The organism is Thermomonas flagellata (assembly GCF_022419185.1).
GTDB classification, from domain to species: Bacteria; Pseudomonadota; Gammaproteobacteria; order Xanthomonadales; family Xanthomonadaceae; genus Thermomonas; species Thermomonas flagellata.
Map to the genome: position 1 here is coordinate 443,016 of NZ_JAJOZK010000001.1, position 21,781 is coordinate 464,796.

Consider the following 21,781-nt stretch of genomic DNA (forward strand, 5'->3'; position numbering starts at 1 on the left):
CGACGCGATCAATGCGCGGGTTATAGCGCATCGTCGTGGCGGGCGTGCGCATGCCGCCCAAGCCCGTCTCCGCCGCGGTAGTAGAATGGCGACCCGTCCACGAATGTCTGGCATGTATTCCCGCAGCAGCGAACCCGTCCGCTTCGAGCGCGATTGCCCCGCAGTGCGGGTGCCGTCCGGCGAGGCAGTGACGCTGCCGGCCGGCACCGTCGGCTATATCACCCAGTCGCTCGGCGGCAGTTGGACGGTGTTCGTGGAGGGCAACCTGGTGCGGATCGCCGGACAGGACGGCGATGCCATCGGCAAGACCCCGCCGCCGCCGATCACGCTGCCGGCCGGGGCCAGCGACGAGGACGTGGAGCGCCTGGTCTGGCAGCAGCTGCGCACCTGCTTCGATCCGGAGATCCCGGTCAACATCGTCGAGCTCGGCCTGGTGTACGCCGCCGAGGTGCGCACCCGCGAGGACGGCCAGCGCGAGGTCGCGGTGCGCATGACCCTGACCGCACCCGGCTGCGGCATGGGCGAGATCCTGGTGGACGACGTGCGCAGCAAGCTGCGGCTGATCCCGACCGTGGCCGAGGCCGACGTCGAGCTGGTGTTCGACCCGCCCTGGCACCACGGGATGATGTCCGAGGTCGCCAAGCTCGAGACCGGGATGCTGTAACCGCGTACGACGCTGCGGGCGGCGATGGATTCACGCGAAACTATGATGCGCCGCACAAAACGGCGCCGCTGCTACCTGCGCCGCGGCCGGCCCACGCCCGCCCGGAGCCGCATTCCAGCGCGGTTTGCGCGTCTCCGCGCGGGGGCGGCGTGCGGGCGCCGGGTTCGCGGTGCGACCGCCGCTTGACGACCGGATTTCACATCCCTGACAGTCAAACCCGCTTCGGGAACCGTTCAGGTTCCGGAGCGTCCGCGACCGGCGGGGAACGGCTTCGGCCGGCCGGCGCGGGCCCACGGCCGGCGATGGGGGCATCGCCGGTTTGTTTTTCACCACAGTCGAACTCCAGGGAACCCAATTCCGTGAATCAGCGTCCGATGAACCTCCTGGCCGTGGCGATCGCGCTCGGCCTGTGCAGCACTGCGGCCTACGCGGCCGACCGTACCGACCTGCACCAGAAGGACCTGGGCCAGCTCCGCCAGCAGTACGCGGCCGCCGTCGCGGCCAACCAGGGGGTCGCCGCGCCGATGGCGCACACCCGCCACGCCCAGCTCATCGGCGCGGATGCCGACAGCCGCCTGCTGATGCAGGTCAAGCGTCCGGAGGCGGCGCGCGGCATGACCCACTACCGCTACACCCAGACCTGGCGGGGCATCCCGGTGTTCGGCGAGGGCATCGTGGTCAGCGAGGACGCCGCCGGCAACCCGCGCGCGCTGTTCGGCAACCTGATCAGCGGCATCGGCCGCGACATCGCTTCCACCACCCCGCGCCTGGCCGCCGCCAATGCGCTCGGGATCGCCAAGCAGCAGCGCCTCGGCGCGCGCCTGTCGGCCTACCAGACCCGCGACGAGAAGTCGGACCTGGTGATCTTCGTGGACGATGCCGGCCGCGCCCACCTGGCTTACGCGGTGAGCTTCTTCGCCGACGGCGAGCAGCTGGCGCCGACGCGCCCGATGGTGCTGGTGGACGCCAACAGCGGCGCCATCCTCAAGCAGTGGGACAACCTCCAGCACGCGCAGATCGGCACCGGCCCGGGCGGCAACCAGAAGACCGGCCAGTACGAGTACGGCACCAACTATGGCTACCTGGACGTGGCGCAGAGCGGCAGCACCTGCACCATGAACAACGCCAACGTCAAGACCGTCAACCTCAACAACGCCTCCACCAACACCAGCACCACCGCGTTCTCCTACACCTGCCCGCGCAACACGGTGAAGCAGATCAACGGCGCCTATTCGCCGCTGAACGACGCCCACTACTTCGGCGGGGTGATCTTCAACATGTACCAGGCCTACCTGGGCCGCGCGCCGCTGACCTTCCAGCTGGTGATGAAGGTGCATTACAAGACCAACTACGAGAACGCCTACTGGGACGGCAGCGCCATGACCTTCGGCGACGGCGCCAGCACGTTCTACCCGCTGGTGAGCCTGGACGTGGCCAGCCACGAGGTCTCGCACGGCTTCACCGAGCAGAACTCCAACCTGACCTATTCCGGCCAGTCCGGCGGCATCAACGAGGCGTTCTCCGACATGGCCGGCGAGGCCGCGGAGTTCTACGCGCGCGGCAGCAACGACTGGCTGGTCGGCGCGGAGATCTTCAAGGGCAGCGGCGCCCTGCGCTACATGTGCAACCCGACCCAGGACGGGGTGTCGATCGACAACGCCGCCAACTGGACCAGCACGATGGACGTGCACTACAGCTCGGGCGTGTACAACAAGGCGTTCTGCACCCTGGCCAAGAAGACCGGCTGGGACACCGCCAAGGCGTTCCGGGTGTTCGCGCGCGCCAACGACCTGTACTGGACTTCCAGCACCAACTTCAACCAGGGTGCCTGCGGCGTGCAGACCGCTGCATCCGACCTCGGCTACAGCGTGGCCGACGTCACCTCCGCGTTCTCGGCGGTCGGGGTGAGTTGCCCCACCAGCTCGGGCGGCACGGTGGTGCTCAACGTCAACCTGCCGACGGTCAGCAGCGGGTCGTGGTCGTCCACCTACACGGTCAGCATCCCCAGCGGCACGACCCAACTGGTCGTGGCCACTTCCGGCGGCACCGGCGATGGCGACCTGTACGTGCGCAAGGGTGCGGCCCCGACCACCACCAGCTACACCTGCCGGCCGTACCTGTCGGGCAACAACGAGACCTGCACTATCAGCAACCCGACCGCGGGCAGCACCTACTACATCGCGGTGCGGGCGTACTCGACCTTCTCCGGCGTCAATCTGAAGGCGACCCGTACGCCCTGAGGCGGGCAGCCCGGCCGCGTCGCCTGTCAGGCGCGGCCCGGCCGACACCTGGCCCCGGCCCTGTGCCGGGGCCTTTCTTTTTGCGCGCCCTCGGGGCGCGCGCGGCCGGGGGTCAGCCGGCCTCCTCGAAGCGGTTGGCCTCGACGTTCTTGCGCACCCGCGCCGGGTCCCAGATGCGCCCGTTCATGGCGATGTAGACCCCTGGTGGCAGCACCTGCACCGCACCGACTGCGCAGCCGATGTTGAACTCCGCGTCCGACCCCTGGAACCGCGCCGGGTTGAGCGCGCCGGTCAGGACGATGGTCTTGCCGGGGATGCCGGCCAGCACGCGCGCGGTCTGGACCATGGTGTCGGTGCCGTGGGTGACCAGCACCCGGGTTTCTTCCTGGGCGGCGATGGTCGCGCGCAGCAACTGGCGGTCGGCGTCGGTCAGTTCCAGCGAGTCCTTGCGCAGCAGCGGGATGACGTGGAAGCGGAACGCGACCTCCAGTTCCTGCAGGATGCGGCCGATCTGCGGTTCGCCGACCTGGTAGTCGGACTTGGCGTCGAAGTAGACCTTGTCGATGGTGCCGCCGGTGGTGACGATGAGCAGGGTGTCCATGCCCGCCATTGTCCCGCAAACCGCGGACGCGGGCAGCGCTCAGAACGGCCAGGGCAGGGCCAAGAGGTCCAGCAGCGGCTGCAGCAGGCTGCCGTAGGCCAGGGCGCGCGCGGTGTCGGCGCGCAGCGGCTGGCGCACCTGCGCGGCGCTGGCGGTGCGCACGCTGCGTTCGGCGCGGTGGAAGGCCAGGCAGGCCGGGTCGAACGGGAGCCCGCAGTCGTCCAGCAGGGCGCGGATGCGCGCCTCGGGTGCGGCCAACAGGTCCTCGTACACGTGCAGGTGGATGCGCGCCGGGTCGCGCGCGCGCCACTGCTGCATGGCATGCGCGCAGCCCTGCATGTACAGCGCGATGTCGGCCATGTCGTTGGCGAAATGCGGCTGGCTGTAGAAGGGCTGCTTGAAGCACGACCACGCCGTCTCCAGCGGGTCGCGGCGGGTCTCGATGATGGTCGCGCCGGGCAGCATGGCGCGCAGGATGCCGGCGTGCTTCCAGTTGTCTGGCTGCTTGTCGGTCTGGCGCGGCCGCCGCCGGCGCCAGCGCGCGGTGCGCGCGAGGTAGTCGCGGCCCAGCCGGTGCCAGTCCTCGGCGCTGGCCTGTGCCACCCACTGCGGGTAGGGCTGGCCGCGGCGCCGGGATTCCTGCTGGAGCACGATCCCGAGGTCGGGCAGCTCGCTGGCGCCCTCGACCTGCGGGTGCGCCGCCAGGATCTGCTCGAACAGGGTCGAGCCGGAGCGCGGCAGGCCGACGATGAAGATGACCTCCTCGCCCAGCCGTGGATCCACCGGCGCGGGCAGCGTGGCGGTCGCCGCCAGCGCCTGCTGCACGTAAGTGCGGAAGGCCTCCGCGCTCCACGGTGTCAGCCGCTTCTGCAGGGCGTTGGCGGCGGTGAAGGCGTCCAGCGCCGCGCGCGGCTGGCCGCGGTCCTCTTCCAGCCGCCCGAGCGCGAACAGCATGGCGATGCGGTCCGGTGCGGGCAGGTCGCGGCGTGCCAGCTGCGCCTGCAGCGCGGCCGCGTCCGCTGCCCCCAGCGGGCGCGTCTTGAGGTTGGACAGGCCGCGCCAGGCGTCGCCGCAGGCCGGATCGACGGCCAGCGCGGCGCGGTACTCGCGCTCGGCGTCGTCCAGGCGGCCGGCGTGCAGCAGCGCGTCCGCCAGCAGCACGCGCGGGGGCAGCGCCTGCGGCGCCAGCGCGCAGGCGCGCTCGAGGGTCGCGATCGCGGCGGCGGTCTCGCCGCGCAGCTGGTGGTTGCGGCCGCGGTTGTACCAGGCCACCGCCAGCTGCGGGTCCAATGCGCAGGCCGCCTCCCACGCCGCGAGCGCGGCCTCGCCCTCGCCGCAGGCGTTGAGCAGGTTGCCGTATTCGCAGCGCAGGGCGGCATGCCCGGGGTGGCGGGCGAGTCCCGCTTCCAGCACGGCGCGCGCGTGCGCCGGCTGGCGCCGGTGCAGCAACAGGCTGGCCTGCAGGACCAGCACCTCGGGCGCGTCCGCGCACAGCGCCTGCGCCCGCGCGAGCAGGCGCTCGGCCGCGGCGGGCGCGCCCGTGCGCAGGGCGCGCGCGGCCTCCTGCAGCAGGGCCCGGGCCGCGGCCGGCAGCGCGCTCATCGCCGTTGCAGGCGGGCGCGCAGCCCGGGCAGGCTCACCCGCACCACCACGGCCACCGCGAGCGCCGCCGCCAGCAGCGCCGGCAGGCGTTCGCCGGGGCGGGTCCAGGCCACCATCACCCCGTGGCTGAACCACAGCAGGGCGAGCAGCCCGGCGGCGAAGCCGGCACGCCGCCCACCGCGCCAGACCAGCCCTGCCAGCAGCAGCGGCGGCAGTGCGAACACCAGCAGCGCCGCGACGCGGTGGCGGTCCGGCCAGAACCACAGGGCGTACAGCGCAGCCAGCGCCAGCAGCGCCGCGATCAGCGCACGCGCGTCGCTCATGGCGCCAGCCGGGCGGCCAGCTGCGCCACCCGCCGCCCGAGCGCGCGCGCCAGCCGGGCTTCGTCCTCGCTCGGCTCGGGGTCGTCGTGTGGCCCGGCGACATGGCTGGCCCCGTACGGGGTGCCGCCGCCGCGGGTGGTGGACAGGGCCGGCTCGGTGAACGGGAGGCCGGCGATCACGCAGCCGTGGTGCAGCAGCGGCACCAGCATGGTCAGCAGGGTGGATTCCTGCCCGCCGTGCTGGGTGGCGGTGGAGGTGAACACCGCGGCCGGCTTGCCGACCAGGGTGCCGCTCGCCCACTCGGCGCCGAGGCCGTCGAGGAAATGCTTGACCGGCGCGGCCATGTTGCCGAACCGGGTCGGGCTACCGAGCAGCAGGCCGGCGCATTCGGCCAGATCGCGGCGCTCCACATAGGGCGCGCCGGCTTCCGGCTCCGGCGGGGCCGCGACCTCCGTCACCGGTGCCACCGGCGGCACGGTGCGCAGGCGCGCCTGCATCTGCGGCACTTCGCCGATGCCGCGCGCGATCTGGCGCGCCAGCCGCGCCACCGAGCCGCCGCGGCTGTAGTACAGGACCAGGATGTCGGGCATGCCAATCCGGGAACGGGCGGGGCGCGCAGTGTCGCATGCGCGCGCGCGCCGGTGGCAAGCACCGGTGCCGGGGGTGGCCGCTGGCCGTGCGGTGGCGTGCGCGCCGCGCCTGCCGCCGCGGGCGCGGCCGCGTGCGGGGATCGGGTAGGCTGCACGGATGGAACCGTTCGTCCTCCTCCGGCGCTGGGGCGGCCACCTGCGCGATCCGGCGCGCTGGACCGCGTTCGCGCGCTTCGCGGTGCGCCGCCTGCTGGAGGACCGCGTGTTCGAGGCTGCCGGCGCGCTCGCCTACACCACCGTGTTCGCGGTGGTGCCGCTGAGCATGGTCGCGCTCGGGGTGCTGTCCGCGTTCCCGGTGTTCGAGCAGTGGCGCGACGCGCTGACCGGGTATGTGTTCGCCAATTTCGTGCCGAGCGCGGCGCACAAGGTGTCCGACTACCTGACCGAATTCACCGCCAGCACCAAGTCGCTGACCGCGGCGGGTGCGGTGGCGCTGATCGTCTCGCTGCTGGTGACCCTGGGCAGCATCGAGGCCGTGTTCAACCGGATCTGGCGGGTGCCCAGCGCGCGCCCGCGCCTCGGCCGGTTCCTGGTGTACTGGACGGTGCTGACCCTGGGCAGCCTGATGGCGGCGGCCAGCCTGGCGCTGTCCACCCGCTTCTTCGCGCTGGCGGTGTTCGAGACCCTGCCCGGGCGCTGGCTGGAGGCCGTGCTGCTGCGGCTGGCGCCGGTCGTGATCGAACTGCTGGCGATCGCGGCGCTGTTCAAGGTGGTGCCGCACCGCAGCGTGGCCTGGCGGCATGCGCTGGCCGGTGCGCTGCTGTCGATGCTGCTGTTCGAGCTGATCAAGTGGGGGCTCGGGCTGTACCTGGACAGCTTCGACTCCTACCAGAAGATCTACGGCGCGGTCGCGTTCGTGCCGATCTTCATGCTGTGGATCTACCTCAGCTGGGTGTCGGTGCTGGTCGGCGCCTCGTTCGCCTCCGCGCTGTCGGCCTTCCGCTACCTGCCGGCCGCACAGCGGCTGCCGGAGGGGCAGGAGCTGTACGGCCTGCTGCGCCTGCTCGGGCGGCTGTACCAGGCCCGCCGCCAGGGACGCGGCCTGCACGTCGGGCAGGTGCAGGCGCTGGAGCCGGGCCTGACCGACGCGCTGATCCAGCAGTTCCTGCAGCGACTGGCCCGCGCCGGGGTGGTGGTACGCGCCGAGGACGGCCAGTGGCTGCTGGCGCGCGACCTCGAGCACTACGGGCTGGACGCGCTGTACGCCGCAGCCGGGTTGCGGCTGCCGTTGGAGGCCGGGACGCCACCGCCGGGGGCGGACGACCCCCTGGGGCGCGCGGTGCTGGCTACCCTCGACGACCTGCGCCAGCCCCTGCGCGAGCGCCTGCGGCGGCCGGTCGCCGCCATCTACCAGGGATTGCCCGATCCATGAGCCTGTCCACCCGCCGCCACTTCCTGCCCTGGCTGACGGCCGCGCTGCTGCTGGCCGCCTGCCAGCGCCAGCCGCCCGCGCCGTCGGCCGCACCCGGCGCCGTGCCCGCCCCGCCGGCCGCGCCGACCCCGCCCAAGCCGCCACCGGCGGCCACCGCAGAGCGACCGCAGCTGCGCCTGCCCGGCGTCGACGGCGGCCAGTACGACCTCGCCGCCCACCGCGGCCACTGGGTGGTGGTGAACTACTGGGCGACCTGGTGCGCGCCGTGCCTGAAGGAGATGCCGGAGCTGTCGGCCCTGCACGCGCTGCGCGACCACATTGAGGTGGTCGGGGTCGCGTTCGAGGACACCACGGTGCAGGCCCTGCGCGCGTTCCTGGCCAAGCGCCCGGTGGCCTATCCGGTGGTGCTGGCCGACGTGTACGCGCCGCCGCCGGACTTCGAGGTGCCGCGCGGGCTGCCGATGACCTGGCTGATCGCGCCCGACGGGCGGATGGTGCGCCGCTTCACCGGCCCGGTGACCGCGCGCGAGCTGGAGCAGGCGATCGCCGACGCCGGCGGTCCGTCAGTGCCGGCCGGAGAAGGTGCCCACCAGTAGCCAGGCATTGAGGGCGATGATCAGCGCGGTCACCGCCCAGCCGAGCAGGTCGATCGCGCGGGTGTTGGCGAGCGCGCCCATCAGCTCGCGGCGGCGGGTGAACAGCAGCAGCGGCACCAGCGCGAACGGGATCCCGAATGACAGCACCACCTGCGAGAACACCAGCACCCGGGTCGGGTCGAGCCCGAGCAGGATCACCGCCACCGCCGGCAGCGCGGTCAGGGTGCGGCGCAGCCACAGGCTGATGCGGAAGCCGACGAAGCCCTGCATCACCACCTGCCCGGACAGGGTGCCGACCGCGCTGGAGGACAGCCCGCTGGCCAGCAGCGCCACCGCGAACGCGCCGGCGGCGAGCGGGCCGAGGGTGTGGTCCATCTTCGCCCACACGCTGCCGAGGTCGTCCATCCCGCGCTCGCCGGCGAAGGCGCCGGCGGCGATCGCCAGCATCGCCAGGTTGATCAGCCCGGCCACGCCCATCGCCAGCAGCACCTCGCGCCGGGTCTGGCGCATCAGCGCCGGCTTCTCGTCCTCCGGCACCTGCAGCCGGTGCTGGGTCAGGCTGGAATGCAGGTAGATCACGTGCGGCATCACGGTGGCGCCGAGGATGCCGACCGCCAGGTAGGTCGCCTCCGGCCCCGGCAGGCGCGGCAGCAGCAGGCCCTCCAGCGCCGGCGCGGCCGCGACGTGGGTGAACAGCAGCTGCACCCCGAAGGTCAGCGCGATCACCCCGACCAGCGCCGCGATCGCCAACTCGATCCCGCGGAAGCCCTGCTGCTCGAGGTACAGGATGCCCATGGTCGCGGCGAACGCGAGCAGCACCGAGACCTCCATCGGCAGGCCCAGCAGCAGGTGGAAGCCGAGGGTGGCGCCGAGGAACTCGGCAAGGTCGGTGAAGATCGCCACCACCTCCGCCTGCACCCAGTAGAACCACACCAGCGGCTTCGGCCAGCGGTCGCGGATCACCTCCGGCAGGTTCTTGCCGGTGGCGATCCCGAGCTTGGCCGACAGCCCCTGCACCAGCATCGCCATCAGGTTGGCCCACAGCACCACCCACAGCAGGGTGTAGCCGAACTGCGCGCCGGCCTGCAGGTTGGTGGCGAAGTTGCCGGGGTCGATGTAGGCCACCGAGGCGATCACCGCCGGGCCGATGAACGGCAGCAGGCGCATCCGCCCCTGGCCGCGCAGGGCATCCAGGGCGGCGGCGCGGGTGCGGGCGTCGAGCCGGGCGGCGAAGCTGTCCATGGGCGCATCGGAAGCCGGGTGCGGATGCGGCAGGCCGAAGCGGTGCGCCCGGATCAGGGCCGCGGCCCGCTGCAGCACGCCAGGCGCCACGCTAGTCGATTCGTAGGGCTCGGACATTCGGTTCGCTGGATCGCCGCGATCGGCGGGGTGCATGGGCGACAGGATGCCGCGCCTGCGTGCACGCGCCGTCGACGGCGCTCACCCGGGCTGCCAGGACGGGATCGGGCGCAGGCCGTGGAAGCGCTCGCGCAGGGGCTTGCCCGCCAGCGGCGGCAGGTCGAACACCGGCTCCGGGACCTGGGTATCCGGCAGGTGGTCGAGCAGGTGGCGCAGCAGGGTCAGGCGGCCGCGGCGCTGGTCGTTGAAGTCCACCAGCGTCCACGGCGCATGCCGGGTGTGGGTGGCCGCCAGCATGTCCGCGCGGGCGCGGGTGTAGTCGGCGTAGCGGGTGCGCGCGGCCACGTCCACCGGCGAGAGCTTCCAGCGCTTGAGCGGGTCGTCGCGGCGCTCGGCGAAGCGGGCCTCCTGTTCGGCCTGGTCGCAGGTCAGCCAGTACTTGAACAGCAGGATGCCGTCGTCCACCAGCAGCTTCTCGAACACCGGCACCTGCTTCAGGAACGCGGCGACCTGCGCTTCGCTGGCGTAGCCCATCACCCGTTCCACCCCGGCGCGGTTGTACCAGCTGCGGTCGAACAGCACGATCTCGCCGGCGGCCGGCAGGTGCGGCACGTAGCGCTGGAAGTACCACTGGGTGCTTTCGCGTTCGGTCGGCTTGGGCAGCGCCACCACCCGGAACTGGCGGGTGTCCAGGTGCTGGCTGATGGCCTTGATCACGCCACCCTTGCCGGCGGTGTCGCGGCCCTCGAACAGCACCAGCAGGCGCTTGCCGGCATGCCGCAGCCAGCGCGCGGCGGCGTCCAGCTCGAGCAGCATCGGCTCCAGCGCCGCCTCGTAGGCCTTGCGCTTGAGCGGCTTCATGCCGGCTTGCGCCGCCGAGGTGTGGGCCGGGAGGGGCTTTCGCCCTTCGGCGCACCGGCGGCCAGCCCGCGCGCCACCTCCAGGAGCGCGCCCTGCTGGCGCGGCGACAGCGCGCGGTAGGCGGCCAGCAGCTGGTGCTCGCCGCGGGTGCGCGCCGGGTCCAGGGTCTGCGCCAGCTCCGCCAGCAGCGCGCCGGCCGGCACCCCGAAGGCGCGCGCGAGGGCGTCGATCTGGTCGCGCCCGGGCAGGGTCTCGCCCTTCAGCCAGGCGTTGACGGTGTCGATCCCGGCGCGCGGGATGGCGGTCGCCAGCTCGGCCACGCTCAGGCCGGAGGCCTTGCGCAGCAGCCGCAGGGTGGCATCCAGCGGCGGCATGCTCACTCGCGCAGGCGCGGCCGCAGCTGGGCCAGGTTGCAGGGCCGGGTGCGGCTGTCCAGCTGGGCGCGGATGATCTGCTCCCAGGCGGTGCGACAGGCCGAGGTCGAGCCGGGCAGGGCGAACACGAAGGTGGCGTTGGCCAGCCCGGCGAACGCGCGCGACTGCAGGGTGCTGGTGCCGATCTCCTGATAGCTCAGCGCGCGGAACAGCTCGCCGAAGCCGTCCATCTCCTTGTCCAGCAGCGGGCGCAGCGCCTCCGGGGTGCCGTCGCGGCCGGTGAAGCCGGTGCCGCCGGTGGTCAGGATGCCGTCCACCGCGGGGTCGGCGATCCAGCGCGAGACGACCGCGCGCAGCGCATAGCGGTCGTCCGGCACGCGCGCGCGCTCGTGCAGGCGATGCCCGGCCTCGGCCAGCGCGGTGGCGAGGTAGTCGCCGGAACGGTCGTCGTCGGCGCCGCGGGTGTCGGACACCGTGAGCACGCACAGCGACAGCGGCAGGAACTGCGGATCGGCGGCAGGCATGGCCGCAGTGTAGCGCCGGCGGCGGCGGATGCCAGCGCCCGCCGGCCCCCTGCGCCGCGCTCAGCCGCCCTCGGCCAGGCGCGCCAGCGCCTCGGCCTGGGCCTGCTGGCGCAGGCGCGTGATCAGCGGGTCGAGGTCGCCCTCGAGGATGGCCGGCAGCGCGTACAGGGTCAGCCCCTCGACCCGGTGGTCGGTGACCCGCCCCTGCGGGAAGTTCCAGGTGCGGATGCGCTGGCTGCGGTCGCCGCTGCCGACCTGCTGGCGGCGCTCGGCGGCGGTGGCGGCGGCGCGCCGCTCGCGCTCGGCCTCCACCAACAGCGCGCGCAGGCGCCGCAGCGCCTGCTCGCGGTTGGCGTGCTGGCTGCGCTCGCCCTGCGCCTCGACCACGGTGCCGCTCGGCAGGTGGGTGATGCGCACCGCCGATTCGGTCTTGTTGACGTGCTGGCCGCCAGCGCCGGAAGCGCGGAAGGTGTCGATCTTGAGGTCGGCCGGATTCAGCGTGACCTCCACCTCGCCCGGCTCCAGCGCGATCACCGCGACCGTCGCGGCGGAGGTGTGGATGCGGCCTTGCGCCTCGGTCGCCGGCACCCGCTGCACGCGATGGGTGCCGGCCTCGTACTTGAGGCGGGCGTAGGCGCCCTCGCCCTCGATGCGGGCGATGATCTCCTTGTAGCCGCCGTGCTCACCGGGATTGGCCGATTCGACCTCGACCCGCCAGCCCTGGGCTTCGGCGTAGCGCGCGTACATCCGGAACAGGTCGCCGGCGAACAGCGCCGCCTCGTCGCCGCCGATACCGGCGCGGATCTCCAGGTACAGGCCGCCGTCGTCACGGGCGTCCTGCGGTACCAGCTGCGCCAGCAGGTCGGCCTCCAACTGGGCGAGCCGCGCCTGCGCCGCGGCGATCTCGGCCTCGGCCAGCGTGCGCAGCTCCGGGTCGGCGCGCAGGGCCTGCGCGGCAGCCAGGTCGGCGCGCGCCTGGGCCTCGGCGGCGAGCGCGTCGGCGAGCGGCTGCAGGCGGGCGAACTCGCGCGAGAGCGCGCGGAAGCGGGCGGGGTCGGCGGCGATCGCGGGGTCTGCCAGCAGGCGTTCGACTTCCTCGCGGCGCTCGCGCAGGGCCTCGAGCCGGCGGCGCAGGTGCGGGCTCATGGGTCGGCGCGGTCCGGCGGTTCGCCGGCCTCCGCCGGCGGCGGGAACAGGCGTTCGACCGCGCGCGCCAGCTCGGCATCGTCTTCCAGCGCGGCTTCGCGCAGGGCCACGGTGGGCGCGTGCAGCAGGCGGTTGGTCAGGGTGTGCGCCAGCAGCTCCAGCGCCTGCTCCGGCGGCAGCCCGGCGGCCAGCTGCGCGCGCGCCTTGGCCAGCGCGTGCGCGCGCGCCGCCTCGCCGTGCGCGCGCAGGCGCAGCAGCGGCTGCTGGCGGCTGGCCGCGGTCAGCTGCTCCACGAAGCGCGCGGTCTGCAGGGCCACGATCGCCTCCGCCTGCTCGGCCGCCTCGCGCCGGCTGCGGCGGTTTTCCTCGATCGCCTGCTGCAGGTCGTCCACGGTGTAGAGGAAGGCGTCGCGCAGCTCCGCCACGTCCGGCGCGATGTCGCGCGGCACCGCCAGGTCGATCAGCAGCATCGGCCGGTGCCGGCGCCGGTGCAGGGCGCGCTCGACGTGCGCGCGTTCGAGGATCGGGCGCGGGCTGGCGGTGGCGGCGATCACGATGTCGGCTTCGGCCAGGTGCGGCTCGAGGTCGGCCAGCGGCAGCGCGTAGCCGCCGTGGCGGCTGGCCAAGGCCTGCGCATGCGCGAGGGTGCGGTTGGCGACCAGCAGCCGGCGCACGCGCGCCTCGACCAGGTGGCGTGCGGCCAGTTCGATGGTCTCGCCGGCGCCGATCAGCAGCACGGTGGACTCGCTGGGCCGCGCGAAGTTGTCCTGCGCCAGGCGCACCGCGGCCGAGGCCACCGAGACCGGGTTGGCGCCGATCCGGGTATCGGTGCGGGCGCGCTTGGCGGTGGCGAAGGCTTGCTGGAACAGGCGGTCGAGTGGCCCGCCGAGGGTTCCGGCCGCGCGGGCGGCGGCCCAGGCCTGCTTGACCTGGCCCAGGATCTGCGGCTCGCCCAGCACCAGCGAGTCCAGCCCGGTCGCGACCCGGAACAGGTGGCGCACCGCATCGCCGTCGCGGTGGTGGTACAGGTAGGCGTGCAGGTCCTCGCCGGCGTCCGGGTGGTGCGCCAGCCAGTCGGCGAGCGCGCGGCCGTCGCCCTCGGCGCGCGCGTACAGCTCGGTGCGGTTGCAGGTGGACAGCAGCACCGCCTCGTGTACGCCCGGTAGCGCATGCACCGCGCGCAACGCCGGCGCCAGCGCCTCGGCGGCGAACGCCACCTTCTCGCGCAGGGCGACCGGCGCGGTCTGGTGGTTGATGCCGAGGGCGTGCAGGTTCATGCGGCGCGGGCGCGATCCATTCAGGTGCCTGCGCTAAGCTGCGGGCACGAATCCATCATTGTACCGGCCCGCCCGCATGCCCACGCCGCGCCGCCTGCTGCTGCCCACGGCCCTGCTCGCCTGCATGCTCGGGCTGGCGGTGCCGCTGCGCGCGCAGACCTCGCCGCCGTCCGATCCGCTGCAGTCCAGCCTGGTCGGCGAGTTCGCCCTGCAGGACGGGCGCCTGCAGGACGCGGCGCGCGCGTATCTGGAGGCGGCGCGCGCGGCCTCCGACCCGGTGCTGGCCGAACGCGCGACCCGGATCGCGTTGCTGGCCGTCGACGATGCGCTGGCCGGAGCGGGTCTGGCCCTGTGGCAGCGGCTGCAGCCGGAGGGCAGTCCGATGCAGCGCACGGTCGCCGCCAGCCTGGCCCTGCGCGCGGGGGATGCGCGCCGGGCGCGGCCGGCGCTCGCCGCGCTGCTGGCGGACGGCGCGGATGGCTGGAAGCAGGCGATGGCGGCGCTGATGGCGGCGGTCGGCAGCCAGCCGGCGCTGGTCACCCGGCTGCTGGCGGAGACGGTGGACGGCGGCCGCCTGCCGCCCCAGCTCGACGCCTGGCTGGCGTTCGGCGGGCTGGCGCAGCGGCTGGGCCAGCCGGCGCTGGTGGACCGGGTGGTGGCACAGGTGGTGCGGCGCTTCCCCGGCGATCCCCGGGTGCAGCTGCTGCAGGCGCAGCTGGCGCGCGAGGCCGGGCGCCTGGACGAGGCGCGCCGGCGGCTGGCCGCGCTGCGCCCGGCCGCGGCCGCGCAGCCGGCCCTGCAGCAGGCGCTGGCGCTCGAGTACGACGCCCTCGGCGATCCGGCCACGGCCGCCGCGATCCTGGCCGCGGGGCCGCAGGACGAGGAGCGCTACGGCCAGCGCGCGTTCCTGCTCGACAAGGCCAAGGACAAGGCCGGCCTGGCCGCGCTGTACGACGAGGTGCGGGCCGGCGCCAGCCAGCCCAACCCCGCGCGCCGGCTGCTGCTCGGCCAGCTGGCCGAATACCTCGGGCGCTACCGCGAGGCGCTGGACTGGTACGACAAGGTCCCGGGTGGCGGCGCCCAGGTCCAGGCCCGGCTGCGGCGGCCGGTGGTGCTGCACGCGCTCGGGCGCGCGGACGAGGCCTACGCGGCGCTGCGCGCGCTGCAGGACGATGCGCTGCTGGAGGACGCGGACCGCCGCAACGCCTACCTGCTCGAGGCCGACCTGCGCCAGAAGGACGGCGACCGCGCCGGCGAGGAGGCGGCCTACGCCCGCGGGCTGGCGGCGTTCGCCGACGACAAGGCCCTGCTCTACGCGCGCGCGCTGATGTGGGAGCGGCGCGACGACATCGCGCGTGCCGAGGCCGACTTCCGCCGCATCCTGGTGGTCGCGCCGGACGACGTGGACGCCCTCAACGCCCTCGGCTACACCCTGGCCGACCGCACCGACCGCTACCGCGAGGCGCTGCAGCTGATCGACCGCGCGCGCCTGGCCGCGCCCGGCAACGCCGCGATCATCGACAGCTACGGCTGGGTGCTGTTCCGCCTCGGGCGCCTGCGCGAGGCGCTCGAGCAACTGCGCCAGGCCTACGCCCTGCAGCAGGACGCCGAGATCGCGGCCCACCTCGGCCAGGTGCTGTGGGCGCTCGGGCGCCACGACGAGGCGCGCCGCTATTTCGACGAGGCGCGCCGGCTGGATCCGGACAACCGCGCACTGGCGCGCGCGCTGCGCGAGACCGGCGCATGAGCGCAGGCCTGCGCGTGTTGGCCGTCGCACTCGCGGCCGCCGGCGCCGGCTGCGCGGGCCTGCCGCCGTCCGCCGCGCCGGCGCCGGACGCCGCGCGCGCGGCGCAAGAGGCGCGTGCCGCCGCGCTCGGGCTGCAGGGGCATGCCTGCGGCGACCCCGGCTGGGTGATGCTGGGGCGGGCGGCGCTGAGCAACGGCCGCGACGGCGGCAACGCGCGGATCGAGTGGACCCAGGGCGACGGCCGCCTGCGCCTGGTGCTGTCGGCGCCGATCGGCGGGCAGGGCTGGGTGCTGGAGGCCGGCCCGGACGGCGCCCGCCTGCGCGGCATCCCCGAGGGCGAGTGGCAGGACCGCGATCCGGCGCGGCTGCTGCGCACCGTCGCCGGCTGGGACATCCCGCTGGCCGCGCTCGGCTGCTGGCTGCGCGGGGTGGAGGCGGATCCGGCGGTGTGGGGCGAGGCGCGGATGACGTTCGGCGCGGACGGCTGGCCGGCGCAGCTGGAGCAAGGGGGCTGGCGGCTGCGCTACGGCGACTGGCGGCGCGACCCGTTCAGCCGGCAGTGGCTGCCATTCCGGATCGAGGCCGACCGCGGCGCGGACCGGGTGCGCCTGGCGGTGCAGCAGTGGGGGCTGGAATGAGCCACTCCGCGCCCCCGCCCGGCGCCGGCTGGACGCCCTGGCCGGCCCCGGCCAAGCTCAACCTGTTCCTGCGCATCCTCGGCCGCCGCGCCGACGGCTACCACCGGCTGCAGACGGTGTTTCGCCTGCTGGACTTTGGCGACACCGTCTGGCTGCGCCCGCGCGCGGACGGCGTCATCCGCCGCATCGGCCAGTCCGCGCCGGGCGTGGCGGAGGCCGACGACTTGGCCGTGCGCGCGGCGAAATTGCTCCAATCGGAGGCCAACTGCGCGCAAGGCGCCGAGATCCGGATCGAAAAGCGCATCCCGGCGGGCGCTGGCCTGGGCGGCGGTTCCTCGGATGCCGCCAGCGTGCTGGTCGGGCTGTCCCGGCTCTGGGGGCTGGCGTGGCCCCCGGCCCGGCTGGCCGCGCTGGGGCTGCGGCTGGGCGCCGACGTGCCGGTCTTCGTGCACGGCCACAATGCCTGGGCCGAAGGCATCGGCGAGGCGTTGCAGCCGATCGAACTGGCGCCGGCGTGGTACCTCCTCGTGCATCCGGGCGTGCACGCGGCCACCGCCGCGCTGTTCGCGGCCGCGGATTTGACGCGCGATGCCGCCCCCCTGACAATAGCGGACTTCCGTTCCGGGACCGCGCTCGACAATGCGTTCGAGCCGGTGCTGCGCCGCCGCGAACCGGCCGTCGAGGCCGCTTTCGCCGCGCTGGCGCGCATCGGCCGGCCGCGGCTGACGGGCTCGGGCAGCGTGGTGTTCGTGGAATTCGCCGAGCGCGGTTCCGCGGAGGCCGCACTCGCGGCGCTGCCGGCGGGCCTGTCGGCCTGGCTGGCGCGCGGCGCGGAGCGGTCGCCACTGCTGGACGCGGTGGCGCGGTACCCAACAGGGGCGTCGCCAAGTGGTTAAGGCACCGGGTTTTGATCCCGGCATCCGTAGGTTCGAATCCTTCCGCCCCTGCCATTCCCGCCGCCGCCCGTCCCGGGCGCGGCCCCGCACGCGCCTCGCGGCGCGCCCGACATCCATCCCACCGCCACGGTCAGAGCGCAGCGGAGCAGGCCATGCAGGACGATCGCAACTTGCTGGTGTTCGCGGGCAACGCCAACCGGCCGCTGGCCGAGGCGATCTGCCACGAGCTGGGGATCCGCCTGGGCAAGGCCCTGGTCGGGCGTTTTTCCGACGGCGAGGTCCAGGTCGAGATCGAGGAGAACGTCCGCCGCCAGGAAGTGTTCGTGATCCAGCCGACCAACGCGCCGGCGGCGGAGAACTTCATGGAGCTGCTGGTGCTGATCGACGCGCTCAAGCGCGCCTCCGCCGCCAGCGTGACCGCGGTGGTGCCCTACCTCGGCTACGCCCGCCAGGACCGCCGCCCGCGCTCGGCGCGGGTGCCGATCACGGCCAAGGTCGCGGCGCGGATGTTCGGCGCGGTCGGCACCGACCGCGTGCTGACGGTGGACCTGCACGCCGACCAGATCCAGGGCTTCTTCGACATTCCGGTGGACAACGTGTACGCCTCGCCGCTGCTGCTGGCGGACATCTGGCGCATGCACGGCACCGCCAACCTGATCGTGGTCTCGCCGGACGTCGGCGGCGTGGTGCGCGCGCGCGCGATCGCCAAGCGCCTGGACGACGCGGATCTGGCCATCATCGACAAGCGCCGTCCGCGCGCCAACGTGAGCACGGTGATGAACGTGATCGGCGAGGTCGAGGGCAAGACCTGCGTGCTGGTGGACGACATTGTCGATACCGCCGGTACCCTGTGCACCGCGGCGAACGCGCTCAAGGAGCGCGGCGCGCGCAAGGTGGTGGCCTACTGCACCCACCCGGTGCTGTCCGGCGCCGCGCTCGACAACATCACCCGCTCCGCGCTGGACGAGCTGGTGGTGACCGACACCATCGCGCTGTCGCCGGCCGCCAAGGCCTGCGGCAGGATCCGCCAGCTGAGCGTGGCCGAGCTGCTGGCCGAGACCATCCGCCGGGTGGCCTTCGGCGAGTCGGTCAGCTCGCTGTACGTGGATTGACCCCTTCCGTGCCGCCGGCCCGCCGGCGGCGCACCCCACTCACCTGGTCGCGGGTGAGTGTCCCCGCCGCCGCGAGGCGGCTTAATCGCAACGCAAGTGAGAACGCCCATGTCCGAACACACCATCCAGGCCACCGGCCGCCACGTCGCAGGGAAGGGTGCGAGCCGCCGCCTGCGCCGCGCCGCGTCGATCCCGGCCATCGTCTATGGCGGCAGCGCCGCGCCGCAGCCGATCCAGCTCGAGCACGAGAAGATCTGGCTGGCCAGCCAGAACGAGTGGTTCTACTCCTCGATCCTCAACCTCGACATCGACGGCAAGGTCGAGCAGGTCCTGCTGCGCGACATCCAGCGCCACCCGTACAAGCAGCTGATCCTGCACCTGGACTTCCAGCGCGTGGATGCCAACCATGCCCTGCGCGCCAAGGTGCCGCTGCACTTCGTCAACGAGGACAAGTCGCCGGCCGGCAAGACCGCGGGCGTGCTGGTCCTGCACGAGATGAACGAGGTCGAGGTCAGCTGCCTGCCGAAGGACCTGCCGGAGTTCATCGAGGTCGACCTCGGCGCGCTGACGGTCGGCGACATCATCCACCTGTCCCAGCTCAAGCTGCCGGCCGGGGTCGAGATCCCGGCGCTCAAGCTCGGCAAGGAGCACGACGTGGCGGTGGTGATCGCCAAGCACGCCAAGGAGGAGGAGGTCGACGCCGCCGCGCCGGCCGCGGCCGAGGTGCCGGCCACCAAGGCCAGCAAGAAGGACGAGAAGTAAGCGTCCCCGTCCGTCCCGCCCGGCGCGTGGCCCCGCCACGCCCGCGGCGGTGGCGGCGGGCCGCCCGCGGCAATGGACGGACTGCGCCTGATCGTCGGCCTCGGCAATCCCGGGGCGGAGTACCTGCGGACCCGGCACAACGCCGGGTTCTGGTTCATCGACGCACTGGCGCAGGCCGCCGGCGTGCGCTTCGGGCTGGAGGGCAAGCTGTTCGGCGAGACCGCCAAGGCGGACATCGCCGGCCTGCCGGTGTGGCTGCTGCGCCCGGCGACGTTCATGAACGCCAGCGGCAAGTCGGTCGCTGCCGCGCTGCGCTACTGGAAGATCGCGCCGGAGGAAATGCTGGTCGTGCACGACGAGCTCGACCTGCCTCCGGGCGTGGCGCGGCTGAAGTTCGATGGCGGCCATGGCGGCCAGAACGGCCTGCGCGACATCATCCGCCTGCTGGGGCACGGCAAGTTCCACCGCCTGCGCATCGGCATCGGCCACCCCGGGCACAAGGATCGGGTGACGCCGTGGGTGCTCGGACGTCCGGGCGCAGCCGACGAGGCGCTGATCCTGCGCGCGATCGGAAATGCGGCCGAGGTGCTGCCGCTGGCGGTGCAGGGCCAGTTCATGGAGGCGATGACGCGGCTGCATACGCCGCGCTCGCCATGACATCATCGCGCCGGCGAGTGGTCGGCGCGGCAACCGAGCAAGAGGCATCATGGGCATCAAATGCGGCATCGTCGGCCTGCCGAACGTCGGCAAGTCCACCCTGTTCAACGCGCTGACCAAGGCCGGCATCGCCGCGGCCAACTTTCCGTTCTGCACGATCGAACCGAACGTCGGCGTGGTGCCGGTGCCGGATCCACGGCTCAACGCGCTGGCCGAAATCGTCAAGCCGCAGAAGGTGGTGCCGACCGCGGTCGAGTTCGTGGACATCGCCGGGCTGGTGGCCGGCGCGGCCAGCGGCGAGGGCCTGGGCAACAAGTTCCTGGCGCACATCCGCGAGGTGGACGCGATCTGCCACGTGGTGCGCTGCTTCGAGCATCCCGACGTGATCCACGTCGCCAACCGGGTCGATCCGATCGCCGACATCGAGACCATCGACACCGAGCTGGCGCTGGCCGACCTGGAGACGGTGGACAAGGCGATCGCCCGCTACGAGCGGGTCGCCAAGTCCGGCGACAAGGACGCCAAGGCCAGGATCGAGGTGCTGGGTAGGCTGCGCGCCGCGCTGGACGCGGGCAAGGCCGCGCGCACGCTGGCGCTGGACGAGGAGCAGCGCGCGCTGGTGCGCGAGCTGTTCCTGCTCACCATGAAGCCGGTGATGTACGTGGCCAACGTGCTGGAGGACGGCTTTGCGGACAACCCGCACCTGGACGCGGTGCGCGCGCGCGCGGCCGGCGAGGGCGCCGAGGTGGTGCCGGTGTGCGCGGCGATCGAGGAGGAACTGAGCCAACTGGACGAGGCCGACCGCGATGCCTTCCTGGCCGACCTCGGGCTGGACGAACCGGGCCTGAACCGGGTGATCCGCGCCGCCTACAAGTTGCTGGGGCTGCAGACCTACTTCACTGCCGGCGAGAAGGAAGTGCGCGCGTGGACGGTCAAGGCCGGCGCCACTGCGCCGCAGGCCGCCGGAGTCATCCACAGCGACTTCGAGAAAGGCTTCATCCGCGCCGAGACGATCGCTTACGACGATTTCATCCGGTACCGCGGCGAGGCCGGCGCGCGCGACGCCGGCCGTCTGCGCCTGGAGGGCAAGGAGTACCGGGTGCAGGAGGGGGATGTCCTGCATTTCCGCTTCAACGTCTGAACGGGCGGCCGGAGGCGGGTTGCTGCCCCCCGGATCGCAGCGCTGACCGTTGACAGTGCCCGGGTGCATGGTCAAAATTACGGGCTCTTTGGTGGCGGGCCTTCGGGGCCGCCGCCGGGATCCGGAGGGATACCCAAGCGGCCAACGGGGGCAGACTGTAAATCTGCTGGCTTACGCCTTCGGTGGTTCGAATCCACCTCCCTCCACCAGCTCCACCAACGCCGGCCTCACCACCCGGCGGTGCAACATGGCAGGCCTCCCGGCGCGGGAGTAGTTCAATGGTAGAACTGTAGCCTTCCAAGCTACTAGCGCGGGTTCGATTCCCGTCTCCCGCTCCACCATTGCAACGCGACGTCCGGCCCGCCCAAGACAACATGCGCTCACGTAGCTCAGTCGGTAGAGCACCTCCTTGGTAAGGAGGAGGTCGATGGTTCGATTCCATTCGTGAGCACCACACTTCCGCAACTTCACGCACCGCAAGAGACGCAACCATGGCAAAGGGCAAGTTCGAGCGCACCAAGCCTCACGTGAACGTGGGGACGATCGGCCACGTGGACCACGGCAAGACGACGCTGACGGCGGCGCTGACGAAGGTGGGCGCGGATCGTTTCGGTGGTGAGTTCAAGGCGTACGACGCGATCGACGCGGCGCCGGAGGAGAAGGCGCGCGGGATCACGATCTCGACGGCGCACGTGGAGTACGAGAGCCCGACGCGGCACTACGCGCACGTGGACTGCCCGGGTCACGCGGACTATGTGAAGAACATGATCACCGGCGCGGCGCAGATGGACGGCGCGATCCTGGTGGTGTCGGCGGCGGACGGCCCGATGCCGCAGACGCGCGAGCACATCCTGCTGGCGCGGCAGGTGGGTGTGCCGTACATCGTGGTGTTCCTGAACAAGGCGGACATGGTGGACGATCCTGAGCTGCTGGAACTGGTGGAGATGGAAGTCCGCGAGCTGCTGTCCAAGTACGACTTCCCGGGCGACGACACTCCGATCATCAAGGGGTCGGCGCTGAAGGCGCTGGAGGGCGACCAGTCGGAGATCGGGGTGCCGGCGATCGTGAAGCTGGTGGACGCGCTGGACAGCTACATTCCGGAGCCGCAGCGTGACATCGACAAGCCGTTCCTGATGCCGGTGGAGGACGTGTTCTCGATCTCGGGCCGCGGCACGGTGGTGACGGGGCGCATCGAGCGCGGCGTCATCAAGGTGGGTGACGAAGTGGAGATCGTGGGCA

22 protein-coding genes and 4 tRNA genes are annotated in these 21,781 nt (G+C 72.9%); 16 read left to right on the forward strand and 10 right to left on the reverse strand.

What is annotated here, in order from left to right; all coding sequences use genetic code 11:
* The first annotated feature begins 112 nt into the window (after window positions 1-112).
* Together sufT and ML340_RS02115 are read left to right on the forward strand one after the other, a co-directional pair.
* A complete protein-coding gene (gene sufT, locus ML340_RS02110) occupies window positions 113-664 on the forward strand; it encodes a putative Fe-S cluster assembly protein SufT (protein WP_240096173.1) in 552 nt (183 codons plus the stop codon).
* Between the two features lie 374 nt (window positions 665-1,038).
* Window positions 1,039-2,904 (forward strand): M4 family metallopeptidase, encoded by a 1,866-nt coding sequence (locus tag ML340_RS02115; protein ID WP_240096175.1) that lies wholly within the window; start codon window positions 1,039-1,041, stop codon window positions 2,902-2,904.
* A gap of 112 nt (window positions 2,905-3,016) precedes the next feature.
* Here the strand turns inward: ML340_RS02115 and ML340_RS02120 are convergent, their stop codons facing one another.
* Genes ML340_RS02120 through wrbA form a run of 4 tightly spaced genes read right to left on the reverse strand, consistent with a single transcriptional unit; the run spans window position 3,017 to window position 6,020 of the window.
* Window positions 3,017-3,505: an asparaginase domain-containing protein gene (locus tag ML340_RS02120; RefSeq protein ID WP_240096177.1), complete on the reverse strand. Its 489-nt coding sequence runs from the start codon at window positions 3,503-3,505 to the stop codon at window positions 3,017-3,019.
* Between the two features lie 39 nt (window positions 3,506-3,544).
* A complete protein-coding gene (locus ML340_RS02125; protein ID WP_240096179.1) occupies window positions 3,545-5,107 on the reverse strand; it encodes a tetratricopeptide repeat-containing sulfotransferase family protein in 1,563 nt (520 codons plus the stop codon).
* Window positions 5,104-5,430: a DUF2069 domain-containing protein gene (locus ML340_RS02130; protein ID WP_240096181.1), complete on the reverse strand. Its 327-nt coding sequence runs from the start codon at window positions 5,428-5,430 to the stop codon at window positions 5,104-5,106. The genes ML340_RS02125 and ML340_RS02130 overlap by 4 nt, the downstream gene beginning before the upstream one ends.
* Window positions 5,427-6,020 carry an NAD(P)H:quinone oxidoreductase gene (wrbA, locus tag ML340_RS02135; protein WP_240096183.1) on the reverse strand — a complete coding sequence of 198 codons (594 nt, stop codon included), beginning with the start codon at window positions 6,018-6,020 and terminating at the stop codon, window positions 5,427-5,429. The genes ML340_RS02130 and wrbA overlap by 4 nt, the downstream gene beginning before the upstream one ends.
* 157 nt (window positions 6,021-6,177) lie before the next feature.
* Here wrbA and ML340_RS02140 point away from each other — a divergent pair, with 157 nt between their 5' ends.
* Together ML340_RS02140 and ML340_RS02145 are read left to right on the forward strand one after the other, a co-directional pair.
* On the forward strand, window positions 6,178-7,452 hold the full coding sequence (locus tag ML340_RS02140; protein ID WP_240096185.1) for a YihY family inner membrane protein: 1,275 nt from the start codon (window positions 6,178-6,180) through the stop codon (window positions 7,450-7,452).
* Window positions 7,449-8,048, forward strand: coding sequence for a TlpA family protein disulfide reductase (locus ML340_RS02145; protein ID WP_240096187.1), 600 nt, complete (start codon window positions 7,449-7,451; stop codon window positions 8,046-8,048). Before ML340_RS02140 ends, ML340_RS02145 begins: the two co-directional genes overlap by 4 nt.
* On the opposite strand, the gene ML340_RS02150 is transcribed toward ML340_RS02145, so the two are convergent.
* From ML340_RS02150 to hemA, 6 genes are all read right to left on the reverse strand, one after another.
* Window positions 8,016-9,290 (reverse strand): Nramp family divalent metal transporter, encoded by a 1,275-nt coding sequence (locus tag ML340_RS02150; RefSeq protein WP_240096189.1) that lies wholly within the window; start codon window positions 9,288-9,290, stop codon window positions 8,016-8,018. The two genes, ML340_RS02145 and ML340_RS02150, sit on opposite strands and share 33 nt — an antisense overlap.
* Window positions 9,291-9,488: 198 nt before the next feature.
* Window positions 9,489-10,268, reverse strand: a complete 780-nt coding sequence (ppk2, locus tag ML340_RS02155; protein ID WP_240096191.1) for a polyphosphate kinase 2 — start codon at window positions 10,266-10,268, stop codon at window positions 9,489-9,491.
* Window positions 10,265-10,642, reverse strand: a complete 378-nt coding sequence (locus ML340_RS02160; RefSeq protein ID WP_240096241.1) for a helix-turn-helix domain-containing protein — start codon at window positions 10,640-10,642, stop codon at window positions 10,265-10,267. Before ML340_RS02160 ends, ppk2 begins: the two co-directional genes overlap by 4 nt.
* Before the next feature lie 2 nt (window positions 10,643-10,644).
* Window positions 10,645-11,166, reverse strand: coding sequence for a molybdenum cofactor biosynthesis protein B (gene moaB / locus ML340_RS02165; RefSeq protein ID WP_240096193.1), 522 nt, complete (start codon window positions 11,164-11,166; stop codon window positions 10,645-10,647).
* Window positions 11,167-11,226: 60 nt separating this feature from the next.
* Complete coding sequence (gene prfA, locus ML340_RS02170) at window positions 11,227-12,312, reverse strand: peptide chain release factor 1 (protein ID WP_240096195.1); 1,086 nt, start codon at window positions 12,310-12,312, stop codon at window positions 11,227-11,229.
* Complete coding sequence (gene hemA / locus ML340_RS02175; protein ID WP_240096197.1) at window positions 12,309-13,589, reverse strand: glutamyl-tRNA reductase; 1,281 nt, start codon at window positions 13,587-13,589, stop codon at window positions 12,309-12,311. The genes prfA and hemA overlap by 4 nt, the downstream gene beginning before the upstream one ends.
* A 76-nt stretch (window positions 13,590-13,665) precedes the next feature.
* Between hemA and ML340_RS02180 the strand changes: the two genes are divergently transcribed.
* The 12 genes from ML340_RS02180 to ML340_RS02235 all read left to right on the forward strand — a co-directional run.
* Window positions 13,666-15,336, forward strand: coding sequence for a tetratricopeptide repeat protein (locus tag ML340_RS02180; RefSeq protein ID WP_240096199.1), 1,671 nt, complete (start codon window positions 13,666-13,668; stop codon window positions 15,334-15,336).
* Entirely contained in the window at window positions 15,333-15,974 is a 642-nt protein-coding gene (locus tag ML340_RS02185; RefSeq protein ID WP_240096201.1) for an outer membrane lipoprotein LolB, read from the forward strand. The genes ML340_RS02180 and ML340_RS02185 overlap by 4 nt, the downstream gene beginning before the upstream one ends.
* Window positions 15,971-16,870, forward strand: a complete 900-nt coding sequence (gene ispE / locus ML340_RS02190) for a 4-(cytidine 5'-diphospho)-2-C-methyl-D-erythritol kinase (protein WP_240096203.1) — start codon at window positions 15,971-15,973, stop codon at window positions 16,868-16,870. The genes ML340_RS02185 and ispE overlap by 4 nt, the downstream gene beginning before the upstream one ends.
* Window positions 16,849-16,924, forward strand: a tRNA-Gln gene (locus tag ML340_RS02195). Before ispE ends, ML340_RS02195 begins: the two co-directional genes overlap by 22 nt.
* 98 nt (window positions 16,925-17,022) lie before the next feature.
* The gene (locus tag ML340_RS02200; RefSeq protein ID WP_240096205.1) at window positions 17,023-17,982 is read left to right on the forward strand and encodes a ribose-phosphate diphosphokinase; all 960 of its coding nucleotides are present in this window, start codon (window positions 17,023-17,025) and stop codon (window positions 17,980-17,982) included.
* A 108-nt stretch (window positions 17,983-18,090) separates the two neighbouring features.
* A complete protein-coding gene (locus ML340_RS02205; protein WP_240096207.1) occupies window positions 18,091-18,744 on the forward strand; it encodes a 50S ribosomal protein L25/general stress protein Ctc in 654 nt (217 codons plus the stop codon).
* Window positions 18,745-18,816: 72 nt separating this feature from the next.
* A complete protein-coding gene (pth, locus tag ML340_RS02210) occupies window positions 18,817-19,401 on the forward strand; it encodes an aminoacyl-tRNA hydrolase (RefSeq protein ID WP_240096209.1) in 585 nt (194 codons plus the stop codon).
* 49 nt (window positions 19,402-19,450) lie between these two features.
* Window positions 19,451-20,542 carry a redox-regulated ATPase YchF gene (gene ychF, locus ML340_RS02215; protein ID WP_240096211.1) on the forward strand — a complete coding sequence of 364 codons (1,092 nt, stop codon included), beginning with the start codon at window positions 19,451-19,453 and terminating at the stop codon, window positions 20,540-20,542.
* A 123-nt stretch (window positions 20,543-20,665) separates the two neighbouring features.
* Window positions 20,666-20,751 (forward strand) — tRNA-Tyr (locus tag ML340_RS02220).
* 55 nt (window positions 20,752-20,806) lie between these two features.
* Window positions 20,807-20,880 (forward strand) — tRNA-Gly (locus tag ML340_RS02225).
* 40 nt (window positions 20,881-20,920) lie between these two features.
* Window positions 20,921-20,996: transfer RNA gene (locus ML340_RS02230), tRNA-Thr, on the forward strand.
* Window positions 20,997-21,033: 37 nt separating this feature from the next.
* Window positions 21,034-21,781: elongation factor Tu (locus tag ML340_RS02235; protein WP_240096213.1), on the forward strand; the 748-nt coding region annotated here is incomplete at its 3' end.